Origin of the sequence: Pseudomonas sp. GXZC (assembly GCF_026967615.1) — a bacterium.
Classification (GTDB): Bacteria; Pseudomonadota; Gammaproteobacteria; order Pseudomonadales; family Pseudomonadaceae; genus Aquipseudomonas; species Aquipseudomonas azotoformans_A.
The window spans coordinates 6,175,217-6,195,540 of record NZ_CP114115.1 but is presented as its reverse complement, the minus strand read 5'-3'; the positions used below and the strand labels follow the sequence as shown (position 1 = coordinate 6,195,540).

At 61.5% G+C, this 20,324-nt stretch carries 18 protein-coding genes; 12 read left to right on the top strand and 6 right to left on the bottom strand.

What is annotated here, in order from left to right; genetic code table 11:
- Nucleotides 1–85: 85 nt before the first annotated feature.
- The gene (locus OZ428_RS29230) at nucleotides 86–502 is read right to left on the bottom strand and encodes a lipoprotein (RefSeq protein ID WP_269132091.1); all 417 of its coding nucleotides are present in this window, start codon (nucleotides 500–502) and stop codon (nucleotides 86–88) included.
- 178 nt (nucleotides 503–680) lie between these two features.
- On the opposite strand from OZ428_RS29230, the gene OZ428_RS29225 reads away from it, so the two are divergent.
- Nucleotides 681–1,559 (top strand): DMT family transporter, encoded by an 879-nt coding sequence (locus tag OZ428_RS29225; RefSeq protein ID WP_033897907.1) that lies wholly within the window; start codon nucleotides 681–683, stop codon nucleotides 1,557–1,559.
- Between the two features lie 2 nt (nucleotides 1,560–1,561).
- On the opposite strand, the gene OZ428_RS29220 is transcribed toward OZ428_RS29225, so the two are convergent.
- Complete coding sequence (locus OZ428_RS29220) at nucleotides 1,562–2,896, bottom strand: MFS transporter (RefSeq protein WP_016976741.1); 1,335 nt, start codon at nucleotides 2,894–2,896, stop codon at nucleotides 1,562–1,564.
- A gap of 210 nt (nucleotides 2,897–3,106) precedes the next feature.
- Here OZ428_RS29220 and quiC point away from each other — a divergent pair, with 210 nt between their 5' ends.
- Nucleotides 3,107–5,008 carry a 3-dehydroshikimate dehydratase QuiC gene (gene quiC, locus OZ428_RS29215; protein ID WP_269132090.1) on the top strand — a complete coding sequence of 634 codons (1,902 nt, stop codon included), beginning with the start codon at nucleotides 3,107–3,109 and terminating at the stop codon, nucleotides 5,006–5,008.
- A 78-nt stretch (nucleotides 5,009–5,086) separates the two neighbouring features.
- On the top strand, nucleotides 5,087–5,728 hold the full coding sequence (locus tag OZ428_RS29210) for a TetR/AcrR family transcriptional regulator (protein WP_033897904.1): 642 nt from the start codon (nucleotides 5,087–5,089) through the stop codon (nucleotides 5,726–5,728).
- On the opposite strand, the gene OZ428_RS29205 is transcribed toward OZ428_RS29210, so the two are convergent.
- A complete protein-coding gene (locus OZ428_RS29205; RefSeq protein WP_269132089.1) occupies nucleotides 5,713–6,573 on the bottom strand; it encodes a shikimate dehydrogenase in 861 nt (286 codons plus the stop codon). The two genes, OZ428_RS29210 and OZ428_RS29205, sit on opposite strands and share 16 nt — an antisense overlap.
- A complete protein-coding gene (gene aroQ, locus OZ428_RS29200; protein WP_269132088.1) occupies nucleotides 6,570–7,019 on the bottom strand; it encodes a type II 3-dehydroquinate dehydratase in 450 nt (149 codons plus the stop codon). Before aroQ ends, OZ428_RS29205 begins: the two co-directional genes overlap by 4 nt.
- A 207-nt stretch (nucleotides 7,020–7,226) precedes the next feature.
- Here aroQ and OZ428_RS29195 point away from each other — a divergent pair, with 207 nt between their 5' ends.
- The 9 genes from OZ428_RS29195 (at nucleotide 7,227) to OZ428_RS29155 (ending at nucleotide 17,882) form a co-directional block, all read left to right on the top strand.
- Entirely contained in the window at nucleotides 7,227–7,748 is a 522-nt protein-coding gene (locus OZ428_RS29195; RefSeq protein ID WP_028618031.1) for an RNA polymerase sigma factor, read from the top strand.
- A 63-nt stretch (nucleotides 7,749–7,811) separates the two neighbouring features.
- Nucleotides 7,812–8,810, top strand: coding sequence for a FecR family protein (locus OZ428_RS29190; protein ID WP_269132087.1), 999 nt, complete (start codon nucleotides 7,812–7,814; stop codon nucleotides 8,808–8,810).
- Between the two features lie 149 nt (nucleotides 8,811–8,959).
- Nucleotides 8,960–11,617 (top strand): TonB-dependent receptor, encoded by a 2,658-nt coding sequence (locus OZ428_RS29185; RefSeq protein WP_269132086.1) that lies wholly within the window; start codon nucleotides 8,960–8,962, stop codon nucleotides 11,615–11,617.
- Between the two features lie 81 nt (nucleotides 11,618–11,698).
- Nucleotides 11,699–12,319 (top strand): heme acquisition protein HasA, encoded by a 621-nt coding sequence (locus OZ428_RS29180; protein WP_033897897.1) that lies wholly within the window; start codon nucleotides 11,699–11,701, stop codon nucleotides 12,317–12,319.
- A gap of 161 nt (nucleotides 12,320–12,480) precedes the next feature.
- On the top strand, nucleotides 12,481–14,217 hold the full coding sequence (locus tag OZ428_RS29175) for a type I secretion system permease/ATPase (protein WP_269132085.1): 1,737 nt from the start codon (nucleotides 12,481–12,483) through the stop codon (nucleotides 14,215–14,217).
- Nucleotides 14,214–15,539 carry an HlyD family type I secretion periplasmic adaptor subunit gene (locus OZ428_RS29170; protein ID WP_269132084.1) on the top strand — a complete coding sequence of 442 codons (1,326 nt, stop codon included), beginning with the start codon at nucleotides 14,214–14,216 and terminating at the stop codon, nucleotides 15,537–15,539. The genes OZ428_RS29175 and OZ428_RS29170 overlap by 4 nt, the downstream gene beginning before the upstream one ends.
- Nucleotides 15,536–16,852: a TolC family outer membrane protein gene (locus OZ428_RS29165; protein ID WP_269132083.1), complete on the top strand. Its 1,317-nt coding sequence runs from the start codon at nucleotides 15,536–15,538 to the stop codon at nucleotides 16,850–16,852. The genes OZ428_RS29170 and OZ428_RS29165 overlap by 4 nt, the downstream gene beginning before the upstream one ends.
- A gap of 134 nt (nucleotides 16,853–16,986) precedes the next feature.
- Nucleotides 16,987–17,415 (top strand): DUF4160 domain-containing protein, encoded by a 429-nt coding sequence (locus tag OZ428_RS29160; protein WP_269132082.1) that lies wholly within the window; start codon nucleotides 16,987–16,989, stop codon nucleotides 17,413–17,415.
- Nucleotides 17,412–17,882, top strand: coding sequence for a DUF2442 domain-containing protein (locus OZ428_RS29155; protein WP_269132081.1), 471 nt, complete (start codon nucleotides 17,412–17,414; stop codon nucleotides 17,880–17,882). The genes OZ428_RS29160 and OZ428_RS29155 overlap by 4 nt, the downstream gene beginning before the upstream one ends.
- Here the strand turns inward: OZ428_RS29155 and trmA are convergent.
- A complete protein-coding gene (gene trmA, locus OZ428_RS29150; RefSeq protein WP_038847591.1) occupies nucleotides 17,865–18,944 on the bottom strand; it encodes a tRNA (uridine(54)-C5)-methyltransferase TrmA in 1,080 nt (359 codons plus the stop codon). The two genes, OZ428_RS29155 and trmA, sit on opposite strands and share 18 nt — an antisense overlap.
- The gene (locus OZ428_RS29145) at nucleotides 18,941–20,236 is read right to left on the bottom strand and encodes an NCS2 family permease (protein WP_038847593.1); all 1,296 of its coding nucleotides are present in this window, start codon (nucleotides 20,234–20,236) and stop codon (nucleotides 18,941–18,943) included. Before OZ428_RS29145 ends, trmA begins: the two co-directional genes overlap by 4 nt.
- Nucleotides 20,237–20,324: the final 88 nt, after the last annotated feature.

Genomic DNA, 20,324 nt, shown 5'->3' with positions numbered 1-20,324 from the left:
GACAGGTACGAGAGCTGCGTAGTATCGCCGCTCTCGCCCCTTGCCGGCAGGGGCGCCAGATGAAACTTGTGTCAGCAAAACCGAGTCAGTCGCGGCAGTAACCTTCGCCGGTATCCACCACCAGGCAATCCTTTTTATCTGCCAGCCATTTCAAACCGGTGGCTTCACCGTTGCCGGCACTCAGCTGCTGCGGGCCGTCGGGGCGGGTAAAGGCGATGCCGTCTTCGTTCGCCTCGCCTTTGAAGGTGCCGACGGCGTCATCATCCAGGCTGTATTTCATGGTCAGCAGGTAGTGACCACGGCCGATGCTGTCGTCCTTGGCGATGGAGAGGTAGAGGCCTTCGACGCCGATCCATTTGCCGACCCATTTGTCGGTGGGCGGGGTTTCTGGCACTAGGGTGGCTTGTACGGAAGCCGGCGCGGGTTTAGGCGCTTCCTTGTTTTCCTGGTTGCAGGCGGTGAGCAGGGCAAGGGCAGAAAGAGCAAAGAGGATTTTTTTCATAGCAGCAAGGCCTTGGTTAAAAAGTGTGCAACTGGGCGGTCAACGTGCAGGGTTGGACTCGAAACCCGTGATTTAGTGCGCTGTTCGCACGGTGTTTGGTTATGCTCTTGGAGCAGGCTCCGACCCGGCTGCTAGATTACCGGGTTGAGCTCGACCGCGCGCCACACACGAGAATCCGATGACCGTCAGTACCCCTTTATCCGGCGTCAACCATCCCTTCAAGGGCATTTTGCTGATTGTTTTGGCGACGTTTCTGTTTTCCAGTCACGACGCCTTGTCCAAATACCTCGCGGGGTTCTACCCGATCGTGATGGTGGTGTGGGCGCGTTACCTGGTGCACACCTTGTTGATGGCCGGGATTTTCCTGCCGCAATCGGGCCTGCGGGTATTGCGCAGCAAGCGACCGGGGATGCAGGTGGTGCGGGCGTTGTGCCTGTTGGGCACCAGCCTGTTTTTTACCGCGGCGCTGCATTACATCCCGCTGGCGGAAGCCACGGCGGTGAACTTCCTGGCGCCGATCCTGGTGACGGCGCTCTCGGTGCCGCTGCTGGGTGAACACGTGACGCGTGGCCAATGGCTGGCGGTGATCTGCGGGTTTGTCGGTGTGCTGATCATCATCCACCCCGGCGGCGAATTGTTCACCCCGGCGGTGTTGCTGCCGCTGTGTTCGGCGTTGTTCTTCTGCTTCTACCAACTGCTCACGCGCATCCTCAGCCAATACGACACGCCCACCACCAGCAACTTCTTTGCCGGCCTGTGCAATACCTTGGTGATGAGTGCGATGGTGCCGTTCTTCTGGCAGGTCCCGACGCTGTGGCATGGCGCATTGATGCTGGCCCTGGGCACTTGCGGGATGACCGCGCACTTGATGCTGACCCAGGCGTTCCGCTTTGCGGCGCCGGCCTTGCTGGCGCCGTTCGGCTATTGCCAGATCGTGTTTGCGGGGTTGTTGGGCTGGCTGGTGTTCAGCCATACCCCCGACGTGACCACGGTGGTCGGCATCGGGGTGATCTGCATGAGCGGGCTGGCCGCTGCCTGGCAGCAGCGGCGTAGGTAGAGTTAGACGTCTACGGTAGGAATCTTGCGCGGCGCCATGAAGTACATCCACGTCAGCGCAATGAAGTACATCGCCGGGATCAGGGTGAACAACACGGTGTAGTTGTTGTTGGTCACGGTCAGGATGTGGCCGACGATCTGGGTCATGAACATGCCGCCGATGGCCGCGCACATGCCGCCGAAACCGAACACCGTGCTCATCATGTGCTTGGGCGTGTAGTCCATCACCAGGCTCCAGATGTTCGCGGTCCAGGCCTGGTGCGCGCCGATGGCCAAGGAGATGGCAAACACCGCGACCCACAGCTGGCTGGAGCCGGCCGCCATGATCACGCCGACGATGCAGCAGGCAAACAGCAGCATCGACAGCAACCGCGCCTTGATCGAGTTCATGCCACGACCGATCAGGAACGACGACAGAATCCCCCCACCCACGCTGCCAAAATCCGCCGTCAGGTAGATGATGATCAGCGGAATGCCCATCTGAGTCACGTTGATGCCCAGGTTGTATTGCTGGTTCAGGAACGGCGGCAGCCAATACAGGTAGAACCAGAACACCGGCGCGGTGAGCGCATAGGCGATGGCGAAGGCCCAGGTGCCGCGCATGCGTAGGATGCGGCTGAACGGTACGCCGGGTTGTTCCGGTTCGACTTGCTGCTGCACGTAGTCCAATTCGGATTGCTTAACCGTCGGATGATCTTCGGGGTTGTAGTACTTCAAGCCCCAGAAAACCAGCCAGATCGCGCCAAGCGAGGCCATGCACAGGAACGCCGCCTGCCAGCCCCACACGTGCAGGATCAATGGCAGCAGCATCGGCGTCATCATCGCGCCGACGTTGGTGCCGGCGTTGAAGATACCGGTGGCCACCGCACGCTCGCCGGCTGGGAACCACAACCGTGTGGTTTTCACGCACGCCGGGTAGTTGGCGGCTTCAGTCAGCCCAAGGATAAAGCGGCACACCATAAAGCCGACCGCGGAGGTCGCCAGGCCGTGAGCGCCGGTGGCCAGGCTCCACAGCAGCACGGCGCAGAAGAACACGCGTTTCACGCCCACCCGGTCGATCAAGCGACCCTGCAGCACAAAACCGATGGCGTAGCCGACCTGGAACCAGAAGTTGATGTTGGCGTAGTCCATCGCCGTCCAGCTCATCTCTTTGGCGAGGATCGGTTGCATGACGCCCAGCGCGGCGCGGTCGATGTAGTTGAGGGTGGTGGCGAAAAACACCAGGGCCAACATGCCCCAGCGCGTTTTGCCCACGGCGAGGGCGCCGCGGATCTTGTCGCCGATGCCGGCGTGCGGGGTGCCGTGGCGCGCGGCCAGGGCGGAGTTTTGCAGAGGCATGAGGTCGTACCCGTTTTTTGAAATTTTTATGGTGTGTTCTGGGTCTGTTACGTCATCGATGGTGCGCAGTGGCTAAAAAATCGTCAATTCGCCAAAGGGGCATAGTGTTCGATAATCGCACCAAAAACTAACTGGTTCGTACATTTTAATTGCTGCGGTTAGGCTAGGGGCGAATAATTTGCCACAAACAACAATTGCCGGGAGTCGCCCATGCAACGTTCCATTGCCACTGTTTCCTTGAGCGGCACCCTGCCGGAAAAGCTCGAAGCCATTGCTGCCGCCGGGTTTGATGGGGTCGAGATCTTTGAGAACGACTTGTTGTATTACGACGGCAGCCCCCGCGAAGTTAGGCAGATGTGCGCCGACCTCGGCATTGCCATCACCTTGTTCCAGCCGTTTCGCGACTTTGAAGGCTGCCGCCGCGACCGCCTGGCGCGCAACCTGGAACGTGCCGAGCGCAAATTCGATTTGATGCAGGAGTTGGGCACCGACCTGGTGCTGGTGTGCAGCAATGCTTCGGCCGACAGCGTGGGTGATGAACGCATTTTGCTGGATGACCTGAGCCTGCTCGCCGAACACGCCGGTCGTCGTGGCCTGCGTATCGGCTATGAAGCGCTGGCCTGGGGCAAGCATGTGAACACCTGGCAGCAGGTGTGGAACCTGGTGCGTCAGGTTGATCACCCCAGCCTCGGCGTATTGCTCGACAGCTTTCACACCCTGTCCCTCAAAGGCGACCCGAACGGGATTGCCGAGATCCCCGGCGACAAAATCTTCTTCGTGCAAATGGCCGACGCGCCGATCCTGGCCATGGATGTGCTGGAGTGGAGCCGGCATTTCCGCTGCTTCCCCGGCCAAGGTGAATTCGACCTGGCGGGGTTCCTTGCGCCGATCATCAAGAGCGGTTACACCGGACCGCTGTCCCTGGAGATTTTCAACGATGGCTTCCGCGCCGCGCCGACTCGCGCGAATGCGGCGGATGGCCTGCGCTCCTTGCTGTACCTGGAAGAGAAAACCCGTGAGCGCCTGAAGCAGGAAGCGCCAGCGCAGCCTGTCGAGGTTTTGTTCGATACTCCGGCCGCCAGCGAGTACGACGGCATCGAGTTCCTCGAATTCGCCGTGGATGAAAGCCTCGGCGCCAAGCTGACCGTCTGGCTGGAACGCCTGGGCTTCGTCAAGGCCGGGCAGCACCGTTCCAAGAGCGTGAGCCTGTTGCGCCAGGGTGATATCAACCTGATCCTCAACTGCGAACCCTATTCCTTTGCCCACAACTTCTTCGAAGCTCATGGACCGTCGTTGTGCGCCACGGCGATCCGGGTCAAGGACAGCGCCAAGGCCCTGGAACGCGCGGTGGCCTACAAAGGCCAGCCCTATCGCGGCCTGGTCGGGCCCAACGAGCTGGAACTGGCGGCGGTACGTGCGCCGGATGGCAGCCTGATTTACCTGGTGGACCAGAGTGAAGGCGGCCTCTACGACACCGACTTCAACCTGCAACCTGCCGCGTCGTCCAGCGGCGGCTTGCTGCGCATCGACCATATGGCCATGGCGTTACCGGCCGACAGCCTCGACAGTTGGGTGCTGTTCTACAAGAGCCTGCTGGATTTCGAAGCCGACGACGAAGTGGTGCTGCCGGACCCTTACGGTCTGGTGAAAAGCCGTGCCCTGCGCAGCCGTTGCAGTTCGATCCGCCTGCCGCTGAACATCTCCGAGAACCGCAATACGGCGATTTCCCACGCGCTGTCGAGCTATCGCGGCTCGGGCGTGCATCACATTGCCTTCGACTGCGCGGACATTTTCGCCGAGGTGCGCCGTGCCAAAGAGGCCGGCGTGCCGCTGCTGGATATCCCGCTCAACTACTACGACGACCTGGCGGCGCGTTTCGATTTCGATGATGAGTTCCTCAGTGAGTTGGCGTACTACAACGTGCTGTACGACCGCGACGCTCAGGGCGGTGAGTTGTTTCACGTGTACACCGAACCGTTCGAAGGGCGGTTTTTCTTCGAGATCATCCAGCGCAAAAATGGCTATGCCGGCTACGGCGCGGCCAATGTGGCGGTACGCCTGGCGGCGATGGCCAAATCGCGCAGCGGTGCGGTGCGTCAGGCGCGTTTATAACGGTGGGTCAGGTGCTTTCTTTCAGGCCGCATCGCGGCCCATAATCACGGCCTGCATAACACTGGCCGTGAGCGCACCATGACCACCGAGGCACCTCGCAAGAGTCGTAAGAACAATCCGGAAAAGACCCGCGAAAACATACTCCAGGAAGCCATCGTCGAGTTTGTCCAGCAGGGCCTTTCCGGCGCTCGCGTGGACGCGATCGCCGAGCGTATCCACACGTCCAAGCGCATGATCTATTACTACTTCGGCAGCAAGGAGCAGTTGTACGTCGAGGTGCTGGAGAAGCTTTACGGCGACATCCGCAACACCGAAACCCGTATGAATCTCACGGCGCTGGAGCCGCGCGAGGCGATCCGGCGGCTGGTGGAATTCACCTTTGATCACCATGACCAGAACGTGGACTTCGTGCGCATCGTTAGCATCGAAAATATCCACAATGCCGAGTACGTGAAGCGCACCGATACCATCAAGGCGATGAACAGCAAGATCCTTGAAGGGCTGGGCGAAACCTTGCGCCGGGGGGCCGAGTTGGGCTTGTTCCGGGAAGGGCTGGAGCCGTTGGACGTGCACCTGCTGATCAACTCGTTCAGCTTTTACCGGGTGTCCAACCGCCATACCTTCAGTGAGATTTTTCAGATCGACCTGTCGGATGAGGCGGTTAAACAGCGGCATCGGGACATGATTTGTGATTCGGTGATGCGTTACTTGCAGGCTTGATCCGTCATGCTCTGGAAATGCGCCAGCATGCGCTGCGCATCCGGCACTTCCCCACTGAACAGCTCAAACGCCTTCACCGCCTGAAACACCGCCATGTTGCCGCCATCCAAGGTGCGGCAACCCAAGGCGCGGGCGTCGCGCAGCAGTTCGGTTTCCAGCGGGAAATACACGATCTCCGCCACCCACAATTCAGCGCGTAGCCAGGTGGCCGGAACGGGTGTGCCCGGCAGCTTGGCCATGCCCATCGGCGTGGTGTTGACCAAGCCATCGGCCTCGGCCAGGGCATTTTCCAGTTGGCTGCCCACTTGGGCCCGACCGGCGCCGAAACGCTGGGCGAGGTTATCCACAAGGTCGCGGGCGCGGCTGCTGTCCACATCAAAAATACTCAACTGCTGCACACCTTCCGCCAGCAGCGCATGGGCCACCGCCGCGCCCGCACCGCCGGCACCCATCTGCACCACGCGTTGGCGTGCCACATCCTTCAGGTTGCGCCGAAAGCCTTCGGCGAACCCCAGGCAATCGGTGTTGTGGCCGATGCGCTTGCCGTCCTTGAACACCACGGTGTTGACCGCGCCAATGCCGCGGGCCTCGTCGGACAGTTCATCGAGCAGCGGTAGGATCGCCTGCTTGCACGGGTAGGTGATGTTCAGGCCGGTGAAGTGCATCAGCTCGGCGGCGTCGAGCAGGTCGGGCAGGGCGTTGGTGTCCAGGTGCAGGGGCTCAAGGTCGATCAGGTGATACAGGTAGCGCAGGCCTTGGGCATCGCCTTCTTGTTCGTGCAGGGCGGGCGTGCGGGAAGCCTGGATGCCAGCGCCAATCAGGCCAGCGAGGATGCGCGGTTTCATCGGGCCGACCCTTTGAGCAACTGGCTGAAATGTTCCAGGGCCAGGTGATAGCCGTGGCTGCCGAAACCTGCGAGGACAGCCTTGGCGATGGGCGACACAAACGAGTGATGCCGGAACGCTTCACGGGCATGCACGTTGGAGAGGTGCACTTCGATCACCGGCACTTCACTGGCCACCAGCGCGTCGCGAATCGCCACGGAGGTGTGGGTCCAGGCCGCCGGGTTGATCACGATGCCGGAGCAACGGGCGCGGGCGCCGTGGATCCAGTCGAGTAGTTCGCCTTCGTGGTTGGTCTGGCGAAATTCGATTTTCAGCCCGAGCTGTTCGGCGCTGCGGCCACACAGGGCGGCAACATCGGCCAGGGTTTCATGACCGTAAGTGGCGGGCTCACGGGTGCCGAGCAGGTTGAGGTTGGGGCCGTTGAGCACCAGCACGATAGGCGGCATTGGGAGTATCTCCACAGTTCTTGTTAGTTGTGCAGATAAAATGTACTGGTTAGTTAATTTGGTCAATTGATGGCGGCGGATGTGTTCGATTATCGAACTGTTAATCCGGCCATTCGCACAAGCGGATCAGATTAGATATCAATTGAAAATCATTCTCGACAACGCTTAATATGCCCGCCTGTTTCCTTTACATTCCAGGGAGTCGGTTTGTCGGACGTGGATCTCAAAGGCCTGTTTCTCAAGCATGCCGATACCCTGCGCGGGTATCTGGCGCGCAAGGTACGGGACCCGCAGTTGGCCGCAGACCTGGTGCAGGAGAGTTTCCTGCGCCTGGCCGAAAAGCCGGCCGGCGAGCGCATCGACAACTCCCAGGGCTATCTCTATCGAACGGCGAGCAATCTGCTGATCGACCATATTCGCCAGGAAGCGCGGCGCAAGACAGACTCCGTGCCCCATGAGGCGCTGGCCGAGATTGAAGATGAAGTGGCCGGGTTGGAGGCTCAGGCAATGGCGCAGCAACAGCGACAGGCATTGAAGCAGGCACTGGCGGAGTTGCCGGAACGCACCCAGCAGATTTTCCGTCTCAACCGCATCGAAGGCATGACCCACGCCCAGGTCGCCCGGCACTTGGACATCTCCGACAGCTCCGTACAAAAGCACCTGGCCAAGGCGTTGGCCTACGTGATGCAGCGCCTGCAGGACGGCGAAGTGGCGCCATCCGACGAATGAGTTACCGAAATGCGCCGCCTCAGACGTCACAGCGTTACATAACGAAAAATTCGAGATTCACACGTGAATAGCCAGGGTCCGCAACAGCACAGCATTACCGAGGCGGCCGCCGAGTGGGCGGTGCGCCTGCACGCCGGTGCCCTGACCGAACAGGAGCAGGCCGAGCTGCAGCATTGGATCGCCTGCGACAGCCGCCATGAAGCGGCGTTGCGTTTTGCCGAACAGACCTGGGCGGCGTTGGGCGATGTGTACAAGGAAGAGCCCGTGCACCGCCAGCGCCCGTCAGCGGCAACGATGCCGGTGCGCCGCACCCAACGGCGAAGGCCATGGCAACGCGCGGCCGCCGTCGCATTGGTCGTGGTGGTGGCGGGTATTGGCTGGGTGCGCGGGCCGGAGGTGTTGCTGCGCATGCAAGCCGATTACGTCACCGCGAAAGGCGAGGTGCGCACCGTGCACCTGGCCGACGGCAGCAAGGTCGAGCTGGATTCCGCCAGTGCCATCCGCCTGGACTACGACGGTGTGCAACGGCGCATCAGCCTGCTCCAGGGTTCGGCGATCTTTGACGTGGCGCCGATGGTCGGTGAGGAAACCCGGCCGTTTGTGGTGCAAAGCGCCGGCGGCCAGACCCGCGCGCTGGGCACGCGGTTTGTAGTGGAGCGCGAAGACGACAGTCAGGCGTGGGTTGGCGTGCTGGAACACAGTGTCGAGGTGTCCCTGAACGCGACGCCGAAAAAGGGTCCGTCCGACAGGGTGGTCCAGGAAGGCCTGGCCGTACGCTACAGCCCTCAGCAAGGCATCGTGCCCTTGGACCAATTCGATGTTGCGCGCGCCACCAGCTGGCGGCGCGGTGTGTTGATCTTTGATCGCCAGCCGTTGGCCACTGTCATCGAACAACTTAACCGCTACCGTCCCGGGCGCGTGGTGTTGACCGACTCGGCCCTCGGCGAGCGTGAAGTCAGCGGCGTGTTCCGCCTCGACATGCTCGACACCGCCCTTGCCACGCTGACCCAGGAACTCCAGGTGCAACGCCTGGATCTGGCAGGCCTCAGCCTGATCTATTGATGACCCGGTGGGGGCCTGCTCCCACCGCCTGAAATCCCCCCTCCTGAAAAACTTTCAAAAAATCTTACTGACTTCCTGCGCGTCGCACGTCTTGCTAGGTGAGAAGCATTCGCATAAACAAAAAACGCTTAGCGCAGGGAACAACAGAAATGTCAGCACTCAACAAGGGGCGTATCACCGTTAGCCGGTTAGCCCTGGCCATCCACTTGGGCCTGTTCGCCGTTGCGGCCCCGGTGTACGCCGCGCAACCCCAGGTGAAGGCTGCACAGCCAGCCGTGCTGATGATCGATATCCCTGCGCAATCCCTGGGCAGTGCCGTGCTGGCATTTGCCGACCAGGCCGGCCTGCAAGTGCTGTTCGATAGCCAGCGCCTGGAAGGCTTGCAGAGTACGGCGGTGAAAGGGCAGTACAGCGTGCAGGAAGGCTTGGCGCGGTTGCTGGGCAACGCCCCGGTGGAGTACCGCTTCAACGGCGAGCGTCAGGTCACCCTGACCCGCGTTGAGCAGAGCGGCGCCGCCTTGGCGCTGGGCACCACCACAATCACCGGCCTGCACCCCAACGATTGGGTGTACTCGTCGCCCCGCTCAGTGAGTGTGGTCGGGCGCGAGCAACTGGATCGCAACCCGCCCCGGCATGCCGCTGAAATGTTGGAGGAGGCGCCGGGCGTCTACTCGGCGGTCAGCCAGCAAGACCCCGGTTTGTCGGTGAATATTCGCGGCATTCAGGACTACGGCCGGGTCAACATGTCGGTGGACGGGATGCGTCAGAACTATCAGCAAAGTGGTCACCAGCAACGCAATGGCACGCTGTATGTCGACCCGGAGTTGCTGTCTGAGGTGGTGATCGAGAAGGGTGCCACTTCCACGATGGGTGGGGCGGGAGTGATCGGCGGGGTCGCCAACTTTCGCACCGTGGAAGCGGCCGACCTGCTCAAGGACGGCAAGGAAATCGGCGGGCGTATCCGCTTGACCACGGGCTTGGGCGGGCGCAGCAACGGCACGCACTTCATCGGCAGCTCGGCGTTTGCGGTGGGCACCGACGTGTGGGACATGTTGGTGGCGGCCAGCGAGCGTCACCTCGGTGACTACAAACCCGGCACCAAGGGCAGCATTGGCGAGCTGCGCACCGGCAGTTCCTTCCTGCCGACCAGTGAAGACCGGATCAAGAACTCCACTGTGGAATACACCGGTTCGGTGATGCGCTCGCGACTGCTCAAGCTAGGCCTCAACCTGCCGGTGGATCAGCGCCTTCAACTGAGCTACCTGACCACCGAAGTCGGCTATGACGACGTCAACATGATGACCGCCGAAAAAGCCCAGCTTTGGGAGAAACTCGGCAGCAGTGACGTCACGGCACAGAACTTCGCGCTGGACTACAGCTACACGCCGGACAACCCGCTGATCGATTTCAAGGCCAAGCTTTATTACGTCGATACCCGCAACGATCAGTCCACGCTGACCCGTGGCAGCAGCAAGGGCTACGAGGTCACCTACCAGACCAACACCTATGGTTTCCAGGCACAGAACATTTCGACCTTTGCCTTGAGCGAGCTGTCCGTGATCAAGGCCAACTATGGCCTGGAGTTTTTCTACGACAAGGTCCGCCCGGACTCCAACCAGATGGTGGCCGCCGATTCGGCCGTGACAGCCTCGGCGGCGGAAAGCATCACGCCCAGGGGCGACCGGGCGATGGGCAGCCTGTTCACTCGCCTGGACTACGACTACGACAACTGGCTGAACCTCAATGCCGGGTTGCGCTACGACCGCTATCGGCTGCGCGGCGAAACCGGTTTGAACACCCGTACGTTCATCATTGGCACCACCCGGCAAGTGGGCTTGCCCATGACCTATGACGTGGATCGGGAAGAGGGGCATTTCTCGCCGACCTTTGGCCTGTCGATCAAGCCGGGCGTGGATTGGCTTCAACTCTTCGCCACGTACGGCAAGGGCTGGCGCCCGCCGGCAGTCACCGAAACGTTGGTGAGTGGCCGGCCACATGGCGGGGGCTCGGAGTCGATTTTCCCCAACCCCTACTTGAAGCCTGAGACGTCCACGTCCTGGGAGGTTGGCTTCAATGTGTTGAAGGAGGACCTGCTGTTCTCCGAAGACCGCGTAGGCATGAAAGTGTCCTACTTCAACACCCGCGTGGATGACTTTTCCTATATGGCCCTGGGCGTGCAGCCGCCGGGTTATGGCATCGCCAATATCGGCAATGCGGCGTACGTGAACAACCTGGAGACCACGCGTTTTCGCGGCCTGGAATACCAGCTGGATTACGACGCCGGGTTCGCCTACGGCCAGTTCAATTACACGCGCATGCTCGGTAGCAATAAGTTCTGCAGCAAGACCGCGTGGCTGGGCGGTGTGACCAAGATCCAGAAAGGGCCCGGCAGCCGGGCGCCAGTCACTGCGATGGTGCCCGACGACGTGGCCAATGCGGGTCAGAGCTGCAGCGCGATCCTGGGCTCTTCCGAGCACATGCCGATGGACCGCGGCACCGCGACACTGGGCGCGCGCTTCCTTGAGCGCAAGTTGGATGTGGGCGTTCGCGCCCGTTACAGCGGCGGTTACTACGTCAAAGGCGGCGTTGGCGTGACCACTTCGCAAACTGGCGTGTACCCGGCCGACTGGAAGCCCTACACCGTCTATGACCTCTACAGCAGCTACCGCGCCACCGACCAGTTGACCCTGCGCCTGGCCATGGAAAACGTCACCGACCGCGCCTACCTGGTGCCGCTGGGCGACGTGTTGGCCTTCACCCTGGGGCGTGGGCGCACGTTGCAGGGCACCGTTGAATATCAGTTCTGACCGATTTTGCCCAGTGACGGGCAAAACCACAGCAGGCAGTGGCTTGCTGTGGAGATACCACCCCATGACTTGGAGTTTTGCATGAGCATTTCTATTTCATACAGCACGACCTACGCCACTAACACCGTTGCCGAGTACCTGAGCGACTGGTCGGCTTACTTTGGTGACCTGAACCACCGTGAAGGGTCGGTCAAGGAGGGTTCGAACACCGGTGGTTTCAATCCTGGCCCGTTCGATGGCACCCAATACGGTGTGTCGAGCACTGAAAGCAACGCGGCTGTGGTGGCTAACGGCGACCTGCATTACACCTTGTTCAACCCGCCGTCGCACACCTTGTGGGGTTCGATCGACTCCCTGAACCTGGGCACTATCCTGACCGGCGGCGGGGCCGGCGGCAGCTACAGCCTCGCCGAGCAGGAAGTCAGCTTCGCCAACCTGGGCCTGTCGAGCCTGCAATCCGAAGGCCGTGATGGCCAGGTGCACAAAATCGTGTACGGCCTGATGAGCGGTGACAGCTCGGCACTGGCTTCGGCGATCGACTCCCTGCTCAAGGACATCGACCCAAGCCTGTCGATCAACTCGACGTTCGACCAACTGGCGGCTGCCGGTGTGGCTCATGTGGACTCGGCTTCGGTCGCTGCGTCCGACGTGGCGCTGGTGGGCGTGCAAGACGTGCCTCAGGACTTCGCCCTGGCCGCTTAAGCAAAAAAGCGAATGGAAGATCGCTCTCCCATTCGCCGTTTTACACACCGCTGTCGCCAAGCCTTCTAACTCTTCAGCGACGGCGGTGCCGAATTCTGCGCAGCGTCGCTTTGCCTGTCAACGCGGCGGTGCTGCCCGCTCAACCCCATGAGAATCCCCAGATGCGCCACGTCGGCAACGAAACCCTGGCCGCCCTCACGGCCTATAAAAGTGGCTTCTTCAACATCGGCCTGTTCTCGGCGGTGATCAACTTGCTGATGCTCGCCCCGGCGCTGTACATGCTGCAGGTGTACGACCGGGTGCTGGCCTCGGGCAATGAGATGACCCTGTTGATGCTGACGCTGATGATCCTCGGCCTGTTCGGCCTGATGGGCGCGTTGGAATGGGTGCGCAGCCAGGTGGTGATCCGCCTCGGTACGCAGATGGACATGCGCTTGAACCAGCGGGTGTACGACGCCGCGTTTGAAGCGCAGCTCAAGGGCGGCACGCAGGCGGCGGGCCAGGCGTTGCATGACCTGACCACGCTGCGCCAGTTCGCCACCGGCCAGGCGTTATTCGCGTTCTTTGATGCGCCATGGTTTCCGGTGTACCTGCTGGTGATTTTCCTGTTCCACCCCTGGCTCGGTCTGTTGGCGCTGGTCGGCGCGCTGTTGTTGATTGTGCTGGCGTGGGTCAACCATCACGTCAGCCAAGCGCCGATGGCCCTGGCCAGCCAACTGTCCATCAGCGCCAGCCAGCAGGCCACGGCCAACCTGCGCAATGCCGACACCATCGAAGCCATGGGCATGCTCGCCACCTTGCGTGCGCGCTGGTTCGGCCAGCATCAGGCGTTTTTGGCGCAGCAGAACCTGGCCAGTGAAAAGACCGCGACCGTTACCGCCTGGTCCAAGGGCGTGCGCCTGGCGCTGCAATCCCTGGTGCTGGGCCTGGGCGCCTTGCTGGCGGTACAGGGTGATATCACGCCGGGCATGATGATTGCCGGCTCAATCCTGATGGGCCGCGTGCTGAGCCCCATTGACCAATTGATCGGCGTGTGGAAACAGTGGGGTTCGGCGCGCCTGGCGTTTGATCGGTTATCGCAGATGCTGGAGGCCAATCCCGCGCGTCCGCAGCGCATGGCGCTGCCGGTGCCCAAAGGCCAGCTAAGCGTCGAACAGATCAGCGCCTGCGCCCCCGGCAGCCGTCGACCCGCGTTGGCCAATCTGGGTTTCAATCTGGCAGCAGGGGAAGTCCTGGGCGTGATCGGGCCGTCGGGCTGCGGCAAATCCACCCTCGCTCGGATACTGGTGGGCGCCTGGGCGCCCCTGGCCGGCAAGGTGCGCCTGGATGGCGCCGACTTGGCCTTGTGGGACAAGCAGCAGTTGGGCCCGCACATCGGTTACCTGCCGCAAGACATCCAGCTGTTCGCTGGCAGCATCGCGGAAAACATCGCGCGGTTTGCTGAGGTCGACGCGGATAAAGTCCTCGCGGCTGCGCAGATGGCCGGCGTGCATGATCTGATCCTGCAACTGCCCCAAGGCTACGACACGCAATTGGGAGAAGGCGGTGCCGGGCTTTCCGGTGGCCAGAAGCAACGCGTTGCACTGGCCCGTGCGCTATACGGCCTGCCTGCGCTGATCGTGCTGGATGAGCCCAACGCCAACCTGGATGAAGTGGGCGAGCAGGCCTTGCTCCATGCTATCGCCCAGCTCAAGCAACAGCGTCGCACCGTGATCCTGATCACCCACAAACCCAACGTACTGACGCTGACCGACCAGTTGCTGATCCTCAAGGAAGGCCAGTTGCAGGCCTTCGGGCCGACGGCGCGTGTGTTGGAGGCACGGCAGAAACCGGCAGCGCCCAAACCGGTATCGACCATGAGCATGAGCTACCGCCTCGGTGAAGGAAAACAGGCATGAACCCGAGCAAACCTGTATTGATCAGCGATGCGCCCAATAATGTGTTGGCGTTGGATGACAAAAAGTACTCGCGCCTGGGCTGGCTGTTGGTACTCGGCGGTTTTGCCGGCTTCCTCGGATGGGCGGCGTTGGCGCCACTCGATAAGGGCGTGGCAGTGCCGGGCAAGGTCATGGTGTCGGGCCATCGCAAGACCGTGCAGCACCCGGCCGGGGGCATTGTCGAGCGTATCGACGTGCGCGACGGCGACGTGGTGAGCGCCGGTCAAGTGTTGTTGCGCTTGAAGGAAACCCCGTTGCGCGGGCAGATGCAGTCCCTGCGCAGCCAGTACTTGGCGTCGCTGGCCAGCGAGGCGCGCTTGAGTGCCGAAAGTGAAGGGTTGGCGGCGATCACCTTCAACCCTGAATTGCTTAACGATCCGGAGGCAGCGGGCACCTTGAGCCTGCAACGGCAGTTGTTCAATAGCCGTGCCCAGGCCTTGGCCACCGAGCAACAAGGCCTGCGTGAAACCATCGCTGGGGCCGAGGCGCAACTGCGCGGTACGCGGGATTCGCAGGCGAGCAAAGTCCAGCAGCGCGCAGCGTTGAACGAGCAATTGCAGGGCCTGCGCGAGTTGGCGCGTGAAGGTTATATCCCGCGCAATCGGCTGCTCGACAGCGAGCGACTGTACTCACAGATCGACGGCGCCATCGCCGAAGACTACGGTCGCATCGGCCAACTGCAACGCCAGGTGATGGAACTGCGCCTGCGCATCCGCCAGCTCGGCGAAGACTTCCAGAAGGACCTGCGCGGCCAGTTGGCCGAGACCCGCACCCGCAGCGATGACCTGCGCAATTGCCTGGCTTCGGCCGAGTTCGAATTGGCCAACAGCCTGGTGCGTGCGCCCGCAAGCGGCGTGGTAGTGGGGTTGGATGTGTACACCGAAGGCGGCGTGATCAAGCCTGGCCAGGCGCTGATGGACATCGTGCCCCAGGGCGAGCCCTTGCTGGTGGAAGCGCGGGTGCCGGTGCAGATGGTCGACAAGGTGCACCCCGGCCTGCCGGTGGAACTGATGTTCTCGGCCTTTAACCAGTCCACCACCCCCCGGGTGGCCGGCGAGGTGACGTTGGTCTCGGCGGACCGCCAGGTCGATGAACGCACCGACGAGCCCTATTACACGCTGCGCGCCCAGGTCAGCGCAGCCGGTATGCAGCAATTGGACGGTGTGCAGATCCGCCCAGGCATGCCGGTGGAAACCTTCGTCAAGACCGGCGAGCGTTCGATGCTCAACTACCTGTTCAAACCCCTGATGGATCGCACCCATATGGCCCTGGTGGAAGAATGAAGGCGCTGTTGTTTACCTTGTGTTTCGGTTGTTCCTCGGTGGCCCACGCCCTGGGTTTGCTGGATGCCTATGACTTGGCCTTGCGCAATGATCCGACGTTTCAGGCTGCCATCCAGGAGCGTGAAGGCGGTGAAGAAAACCGCGCGATCGGCCGTGCGGCGTTGTTGCCGAATTTGTCGTGGAGCTATAACAACTCGCGCAACGAGTCCGAAGTAACGGCGGGTGATGTCAAAAGCGACCGTGATTACCGCAGCTATGCGTCGACCCTGACCTTGCAGCAGCCGCTGCTGGATTACGAAGCCTATGCGCGTTTTCGCCAGGGCACCGCTCAGGCATTGATGGCCGACGAGCGCTTTCGCGGCAAGAGCCAGGAACTGGCGGTGCGGGTACTCAATGCCTACAGCCAGGCGTTGTTGGCCCAGGAACGCATTGAGCTGAGTCGTGCACAGAAGCGCGCGTATACCGAGCGCTTGCAACTCAATGATCGCCTTTTAAAAGGCGGTGAAGGCACACGCACCGATGTGCTGGAAACCCAGGCGCGTTTGAGCCTGGCCCAGGCCGAAGAGATTGAATCGCAAGACGCGCAGGACAGTGCCTTACGCGAGCTGGAAGCCATCGTCGGCCAACCGTTGCAGATCGAAGAACTGGCGCCGCTGACGCGCCAGTTCGAGATTGCGCCCCTGGAGCCCAATCGTTTCGAAACCTGGCGCGAACTGGCCATGGCCAACAACCCGGAACTCAAATCCCAGCACCATGCCCTGGACGTGGCCTCCTATGAAGTGGAACGCAAACGCGCTGGTCACCTGCCCAAGGTCAGCCTGTACGCCACCAGTCGCCAGACTAACTCCGACTCGGAAAGCAGCTACAACCAGAAGTACGACACCAACACTGTCGGCATCCAGGTCAGCCTGCCGCTGTTTGCCGGTGGTGGTGTGTCGGCGTCGACCCGCCAGGCGGCGAACCAGTTGTCCCAGGCCCAATACGAGCTGGACGCGCAAACCTCGGCCACGCTGGTGGAATTGCGCAAACAGTTCAATCTCAACACCAGCGGCGCGGCGAAAGTGCGTGCTTATGAAATGGCCGTCAGCTCTGCCACGGCTTTAGTCGCGGCGACGAAAAAGAGTGTGGCCGGTGGTGAGCGGGTCAACCTCGACGTGCTCGACGCCGAACAACAACTCTTCACCGCCCGCCGTGATTTGGCGAATGCGCGGCATGCGTATCTGCTGGCGAGGATTCAGCTGAAGTATTACGCGGGATTGCTGAGCGAACAGGACTTGCGGGCTTTGGCGGAGTATTTCCAGCCCTCGGCATGAGTGGTTACAACCCGGCATTCGCCGGGTTTTTTGTGCTGACTAATCTGTGAATCAGCTCTGGGAAATGGAGCCGGTTGTCGGGTGACAAGGAAAAATTGTTACCTGGCGGAAAATAACCTAACGGATGGGTTACGATGCGAGTAGGCACTTACAAAGGCTATGTGATTTCGGTGTTTATCAGGGATGAGCATTGCCCGCCCCATGTGCATGTGCGGGGGAACGAATGGGATGCGCGTTTTCGTTTCAGTTTTCTGGATGGGGACGTGGAGTTGTGGGACGTAGAGCCTGAGCGGCGGCAGCCACCCATGGCGGTTTTGAAAGAGATACGCGGGGCGATCATGCAGCGCCATTACCTGGCGCGGGCACGCAGGATCTGGTGGGAATACCTGCAAACGGTCTGCCTGGAGAATCATTCCTGGGATTGGGAGGCTCGCGAAGTGTTGCCTGGGCTGATCATTCAGCCGGGTGTTTATGTGATCGCGCGTGCCCGGCACGATGTCGTGGGGCAGAAAACCATTTTGAATCTGGTCAGGGCACCGGGTTATGTGGAGATTGAACTATGAAGCAAATCGTAAAAGCCAAAGCTGTACCCTATAAACCACTCACTGAGGCCGACGTCGAAAAGGCGATAGCCCGAGGGCGCAAGACACGGCACCTTTATGCCCGTGCCAGCTCTGTGCGTTATGAAGACAACTGCATCTCCATCGGTTTCAGCGACGGCAGTCGTGTTGTACTGCCAGTGGCTGGCCTGCCCGAGTTCGAGGGGTTTTCCCTGGAGGACTTTGCGCAACTGGAAGTCGGCTTTGGCGGCAAGGCGCTGTGCTGTGAGGCCCAGGACCTGGATGTTTCAGTCACGGGCCTGATCGCCACCAGCAAACCGCTGATGGACCTGGCCACCAGCCTGGTGGCTTCGCGCAACGGCCGCAAAAGCAGCGCCGCCAAAGCCGCCGCCGCCCGTGCCAATGGCAAGAAAGGTGGGCGGCCGCGCAAGAAGGAACCGGAAGACGCTGAGTTACCGCCGGGTCAATAACACCCCGGACTCCATATGGTGCGTCCACGGGAACTGGTCAAACATCGCACACTGGGTGATCTTGTGCGTGTCATGCAGTTGCGCAATGTTCGCCGCCAAGGTCTCCGGGTTGCAGGAGATGTACAGGATGTTATCGAAGCGCCGGGTCAACTCGCAGGTGTCCGGGTCCATGCCGGCGCGCGGCGGGTCGACGAAGACGCTGCCGAATTCATAGCTTTTCAGGTCGATGCCGTGCAGGCGACGGAACGGACGCACTTCGTTCAAGGCTTCGGTGAGTTCTTCGGCTGACAGGCGCACCAGGGTGACGTTATCCACCGCGTTTTCATCGAGGTTGCTCAGGGCCGCATTCACCGAGGTCTTGCTGATTTCGGTGGCCAGTACTTTGCGTACACGCGTAGCCAGGGGGAGGGTGAAGTTGCCGTTGCCGCAATACAGCTCCAGCAGATCATCCGGACGATCACCCAGGGCTTCATAAGCCCAGTTCAGCATCTTCTGGTTCACCGTGCCGTTGGGCTGGGTGAACGCGCCTTCGGGTTGGCGATAGCTGAAGGTGCGGCCGCCCACGTCGAGTTTTTCTACCACGTAGTCGTGGCCGATCACATCGCGCTTGCCCTTGGAGCGGCCGATGATGCTGACATTCAAGTCAGCTGCCAGTTGGTTAGCGGCGGTGTGCCAATGCTCGTCCAGCGGGCGGTGATAGCACAGGGTGATCATCGCGTCGCCGGCCAAGGTGGTGAGGAACTCCACCTGGAACAGCTTGTGGCTCAGGGCGGCGCTGGCTTGCCAGGCGGCCTTGAGTTGCGGCATCAACTGGTTGATGCGCAGGCTGGCGATGGGGAATTCTTCGATCAGGATCGGCGTGCGCTTGTCGTCCTGGGAGAACATCGCGTAGTGGCGCTCGCCGCCCTCGCGCCACAGGCGGAACTCCGCGCGCAGACGGAAGTGCTGCAGCGGCGAGTCGAAGACCTGCGGCGCTGGCGCGTCGAACGGGGCCAGCAGGTCACGCAAGCGCGTGACCTTGTCTTGCAGTTGAGCGGTGTAGCTTGCGGCGTCAAAAGTCATGCGTTGAACCAGCCCAGCTTGATCACAAACAGAATCGACAGAATCACCAGCGCCGGGTTCAGCTCACGGTAGCGGCCCGAAAGCAGCTTGATGGCGGTCCAGGCGATGAAACCGAAGGCGATGCCGTTGGCGATGGAATAGGTGAAAGGCATCGCCAGGGCGGTGATCACCACTGGCGCTGCAACCGTGATGTCGTCCCAGTCGATTTCGGCCAGGCCCTGGGTCATCAACACCGCCACGAACAGCAGTGCCGGCGCAGTGGCGAAGGCCGGTACGCTGGCGGCCAGCGGCGAGAAGAACAGGGCCAACAGGAACAGGATCGCGACCACGATGGCGGTCAAGCCGGTACGGCCACCGGCGCTCACGCCCGCAGCCGATTCAATGTAGCTGGTGGTGGTCGACGTACCCAGCAGCGAGCCGGCCATGGCGGCGGTACTGTCGGCGATCAGCGCACGGCCCATTTTCGGCATGTGGCCGTCTTTGCCCATCAGGCCGGCACGCTTGGCCACGCCGATCAGGGTGCCGGAGTTGTCGAACAGGTCAACGAACAGGAAGGCGAAGATCACGCTGACCAGGCCGATGTCCAGCGCGCCTTTGATATCCAGTTGCAGGAAGGTCGGGGCCAGGGAAGGCGGCATCGAGACAACGCCGCCGAAGGGGGTGACGCCCAGCAGGATCGAGACGATGGTGACCGCCAGGATGCCGATCAGTACGGCACCGCGCACCGCCAGGGCTTCCAGGGCGACGATCAGGATAAAGCCAAACGTAGCCAGGATCGGCGCGGGTTTTTTCAGGTCGCCCAGGCCCACCAGGGTGTTGGGATTGCCGACCACGATGCCAGCGTTGTGCAGGGCGATCAGCGCCAGGAACAGGCCGATACCGGCGGCAATCGCCGAACGCAGCGGCAGTGGGATGGCGTTGATGATCCATTCACGAATACGGAAGATCGACAGCAGGAAAAACAGCACCGCCGAGATAAACACCGCACCCAGCGCCACCTGCCAGGTGTGGCCCATGTGCAGGACCACGGTGTAGGTAAAGAAGGCGTTGAGGCCCATGCCCGGCGCGAGGGCGATCGGGTAGTTGGCGATCAGGCCCATCACGGTCGAACCGATGGCGGCCGCCAGGCAGGTCGCGACGAACACCGCGCCCTTGTCCATGCCGGTCTCGCCGAGGATGCTCGGGTTCACGAATAGGATGTAGGCCATGGCCAGGAATGTCGTGATGCCCGCGAGAATCTCGGTGCGCACGTTGGTGTTGTGTGCTTTGAGTTGAAACAGCTTTTCCAGCATGCCGGCTCCCTGTGACGCTCTGTGGCGTCGTGATTTGTTGACCTCTAAGTCAAAGCACAAACTGCGCCAAGCGCCTGTGGTTTCAGAG

Coding starts and splice junctions, on each gene's coding strand:
- aroQ (WP_269132088.1), bottom strand. CDS start 7,019: ATGCCGCCTATCGTGCTGGTGCTCAACGGCCCCAACCTCAACCTGCTC.
- OZ428_RS29170 (WP_269132084.1), top strand. CDS start 14,214: ATGAACCCGAGCAAACCTGTATTGATCAGCGATGCGCCCAATAATGTG.
- OZ428_RS29160 (WP_269132082.1), top strand. CDS start 16,987: ATGCGAGTAGGCACTTACAAAGGCTATGTGATTTCGGTGTTTATCAGG.
- OZ428_RS29175 (WP_269132085.1), top strand. CDS start 12,481: ATGCGCCACGTCGGCAACGAAACCCTGGCCGCCCTCACGGCCTATAAA.
- OZ428_RS29165 (WP_269132083.1), top strand. CDS start 15,536: ATGAAGGCGCTGTTGTTTACCTTGTGTTTCGGTTGTTCCTCGGTGGCC.
- OZ428_RS29225 (WP_033897907.1), top strand. CDS start 681: ATGACCGTCAGTACCCCTTTATCCGGCGTCAACCATCCCTTCAAGGGC.
- quiC (WP_269132090.1), top strand. CDS start 3,107: ATGCAACGTTCCATTGCCACTGTTTCCTTGAGCGGCACCCTGCCGGAA.
- OZ428_RS29210 (WP_033897904.1), top strand. CDS start 5,087: ATGACCACCGAGGCACCTCGCAAGAGTCGTAAGAACAATCCGGAAAAG.
- trmA (WP_038847591.1), bottom strand. CDS start 18,944: ATGACTTTTGACGCCGCAAGCTACACCGCTCAACTGCAAGACAAGGTC.
- OZ428_RS29205 (WP_269132089.1), bottom strand. CDS start 6,573: ATGAAACCGCGCATCCTCGCTGGCCTGATTGGCGCTGGCATCCAGGCT.
- OZ428_RS29230 (WP_269132091.1), bottom strand. CDS start 502: ATGAAAAAAATCCTCTTTGCTCTTTCTGCCCTTGCCCTGCTCACCGCC.
- OZ428_RS29145 (WP_038847593.1), bottom strand. CDS start 20,236: ATGCTGGAAAAGCTGTTTCAACTCAAAGCACACAACACCAACGTGCGC.
- OZ428_RS29180 (WP_033897897.1), top strand. CDS start 11,699: ATGAGCATTTCTATTTCATACAGCACGACCTACGCCACTAACACCGTT.
- OZ428_RS29220 (WP_016976741.1), bottom strand. CDS start 2,896: ATGCCTCTGCAAAACTCCGCCCTGGCCGCGCGCCACGGCACCCCGCAC.
- OZ428_RS29155 (WP_269132081.1), top strand. CDS start 17,412: ATGAAGCAAATCGTAAAAGCCAAAGCTGTACCCTATAAACCACTCACT.
- OZ428_RS29185 (WP_269132086.1), top strand. CDS start 8,960: ATGTCAGCACTCAACAAGGGGCGTATCACCGTTAGCCGGTTAGCCCTG.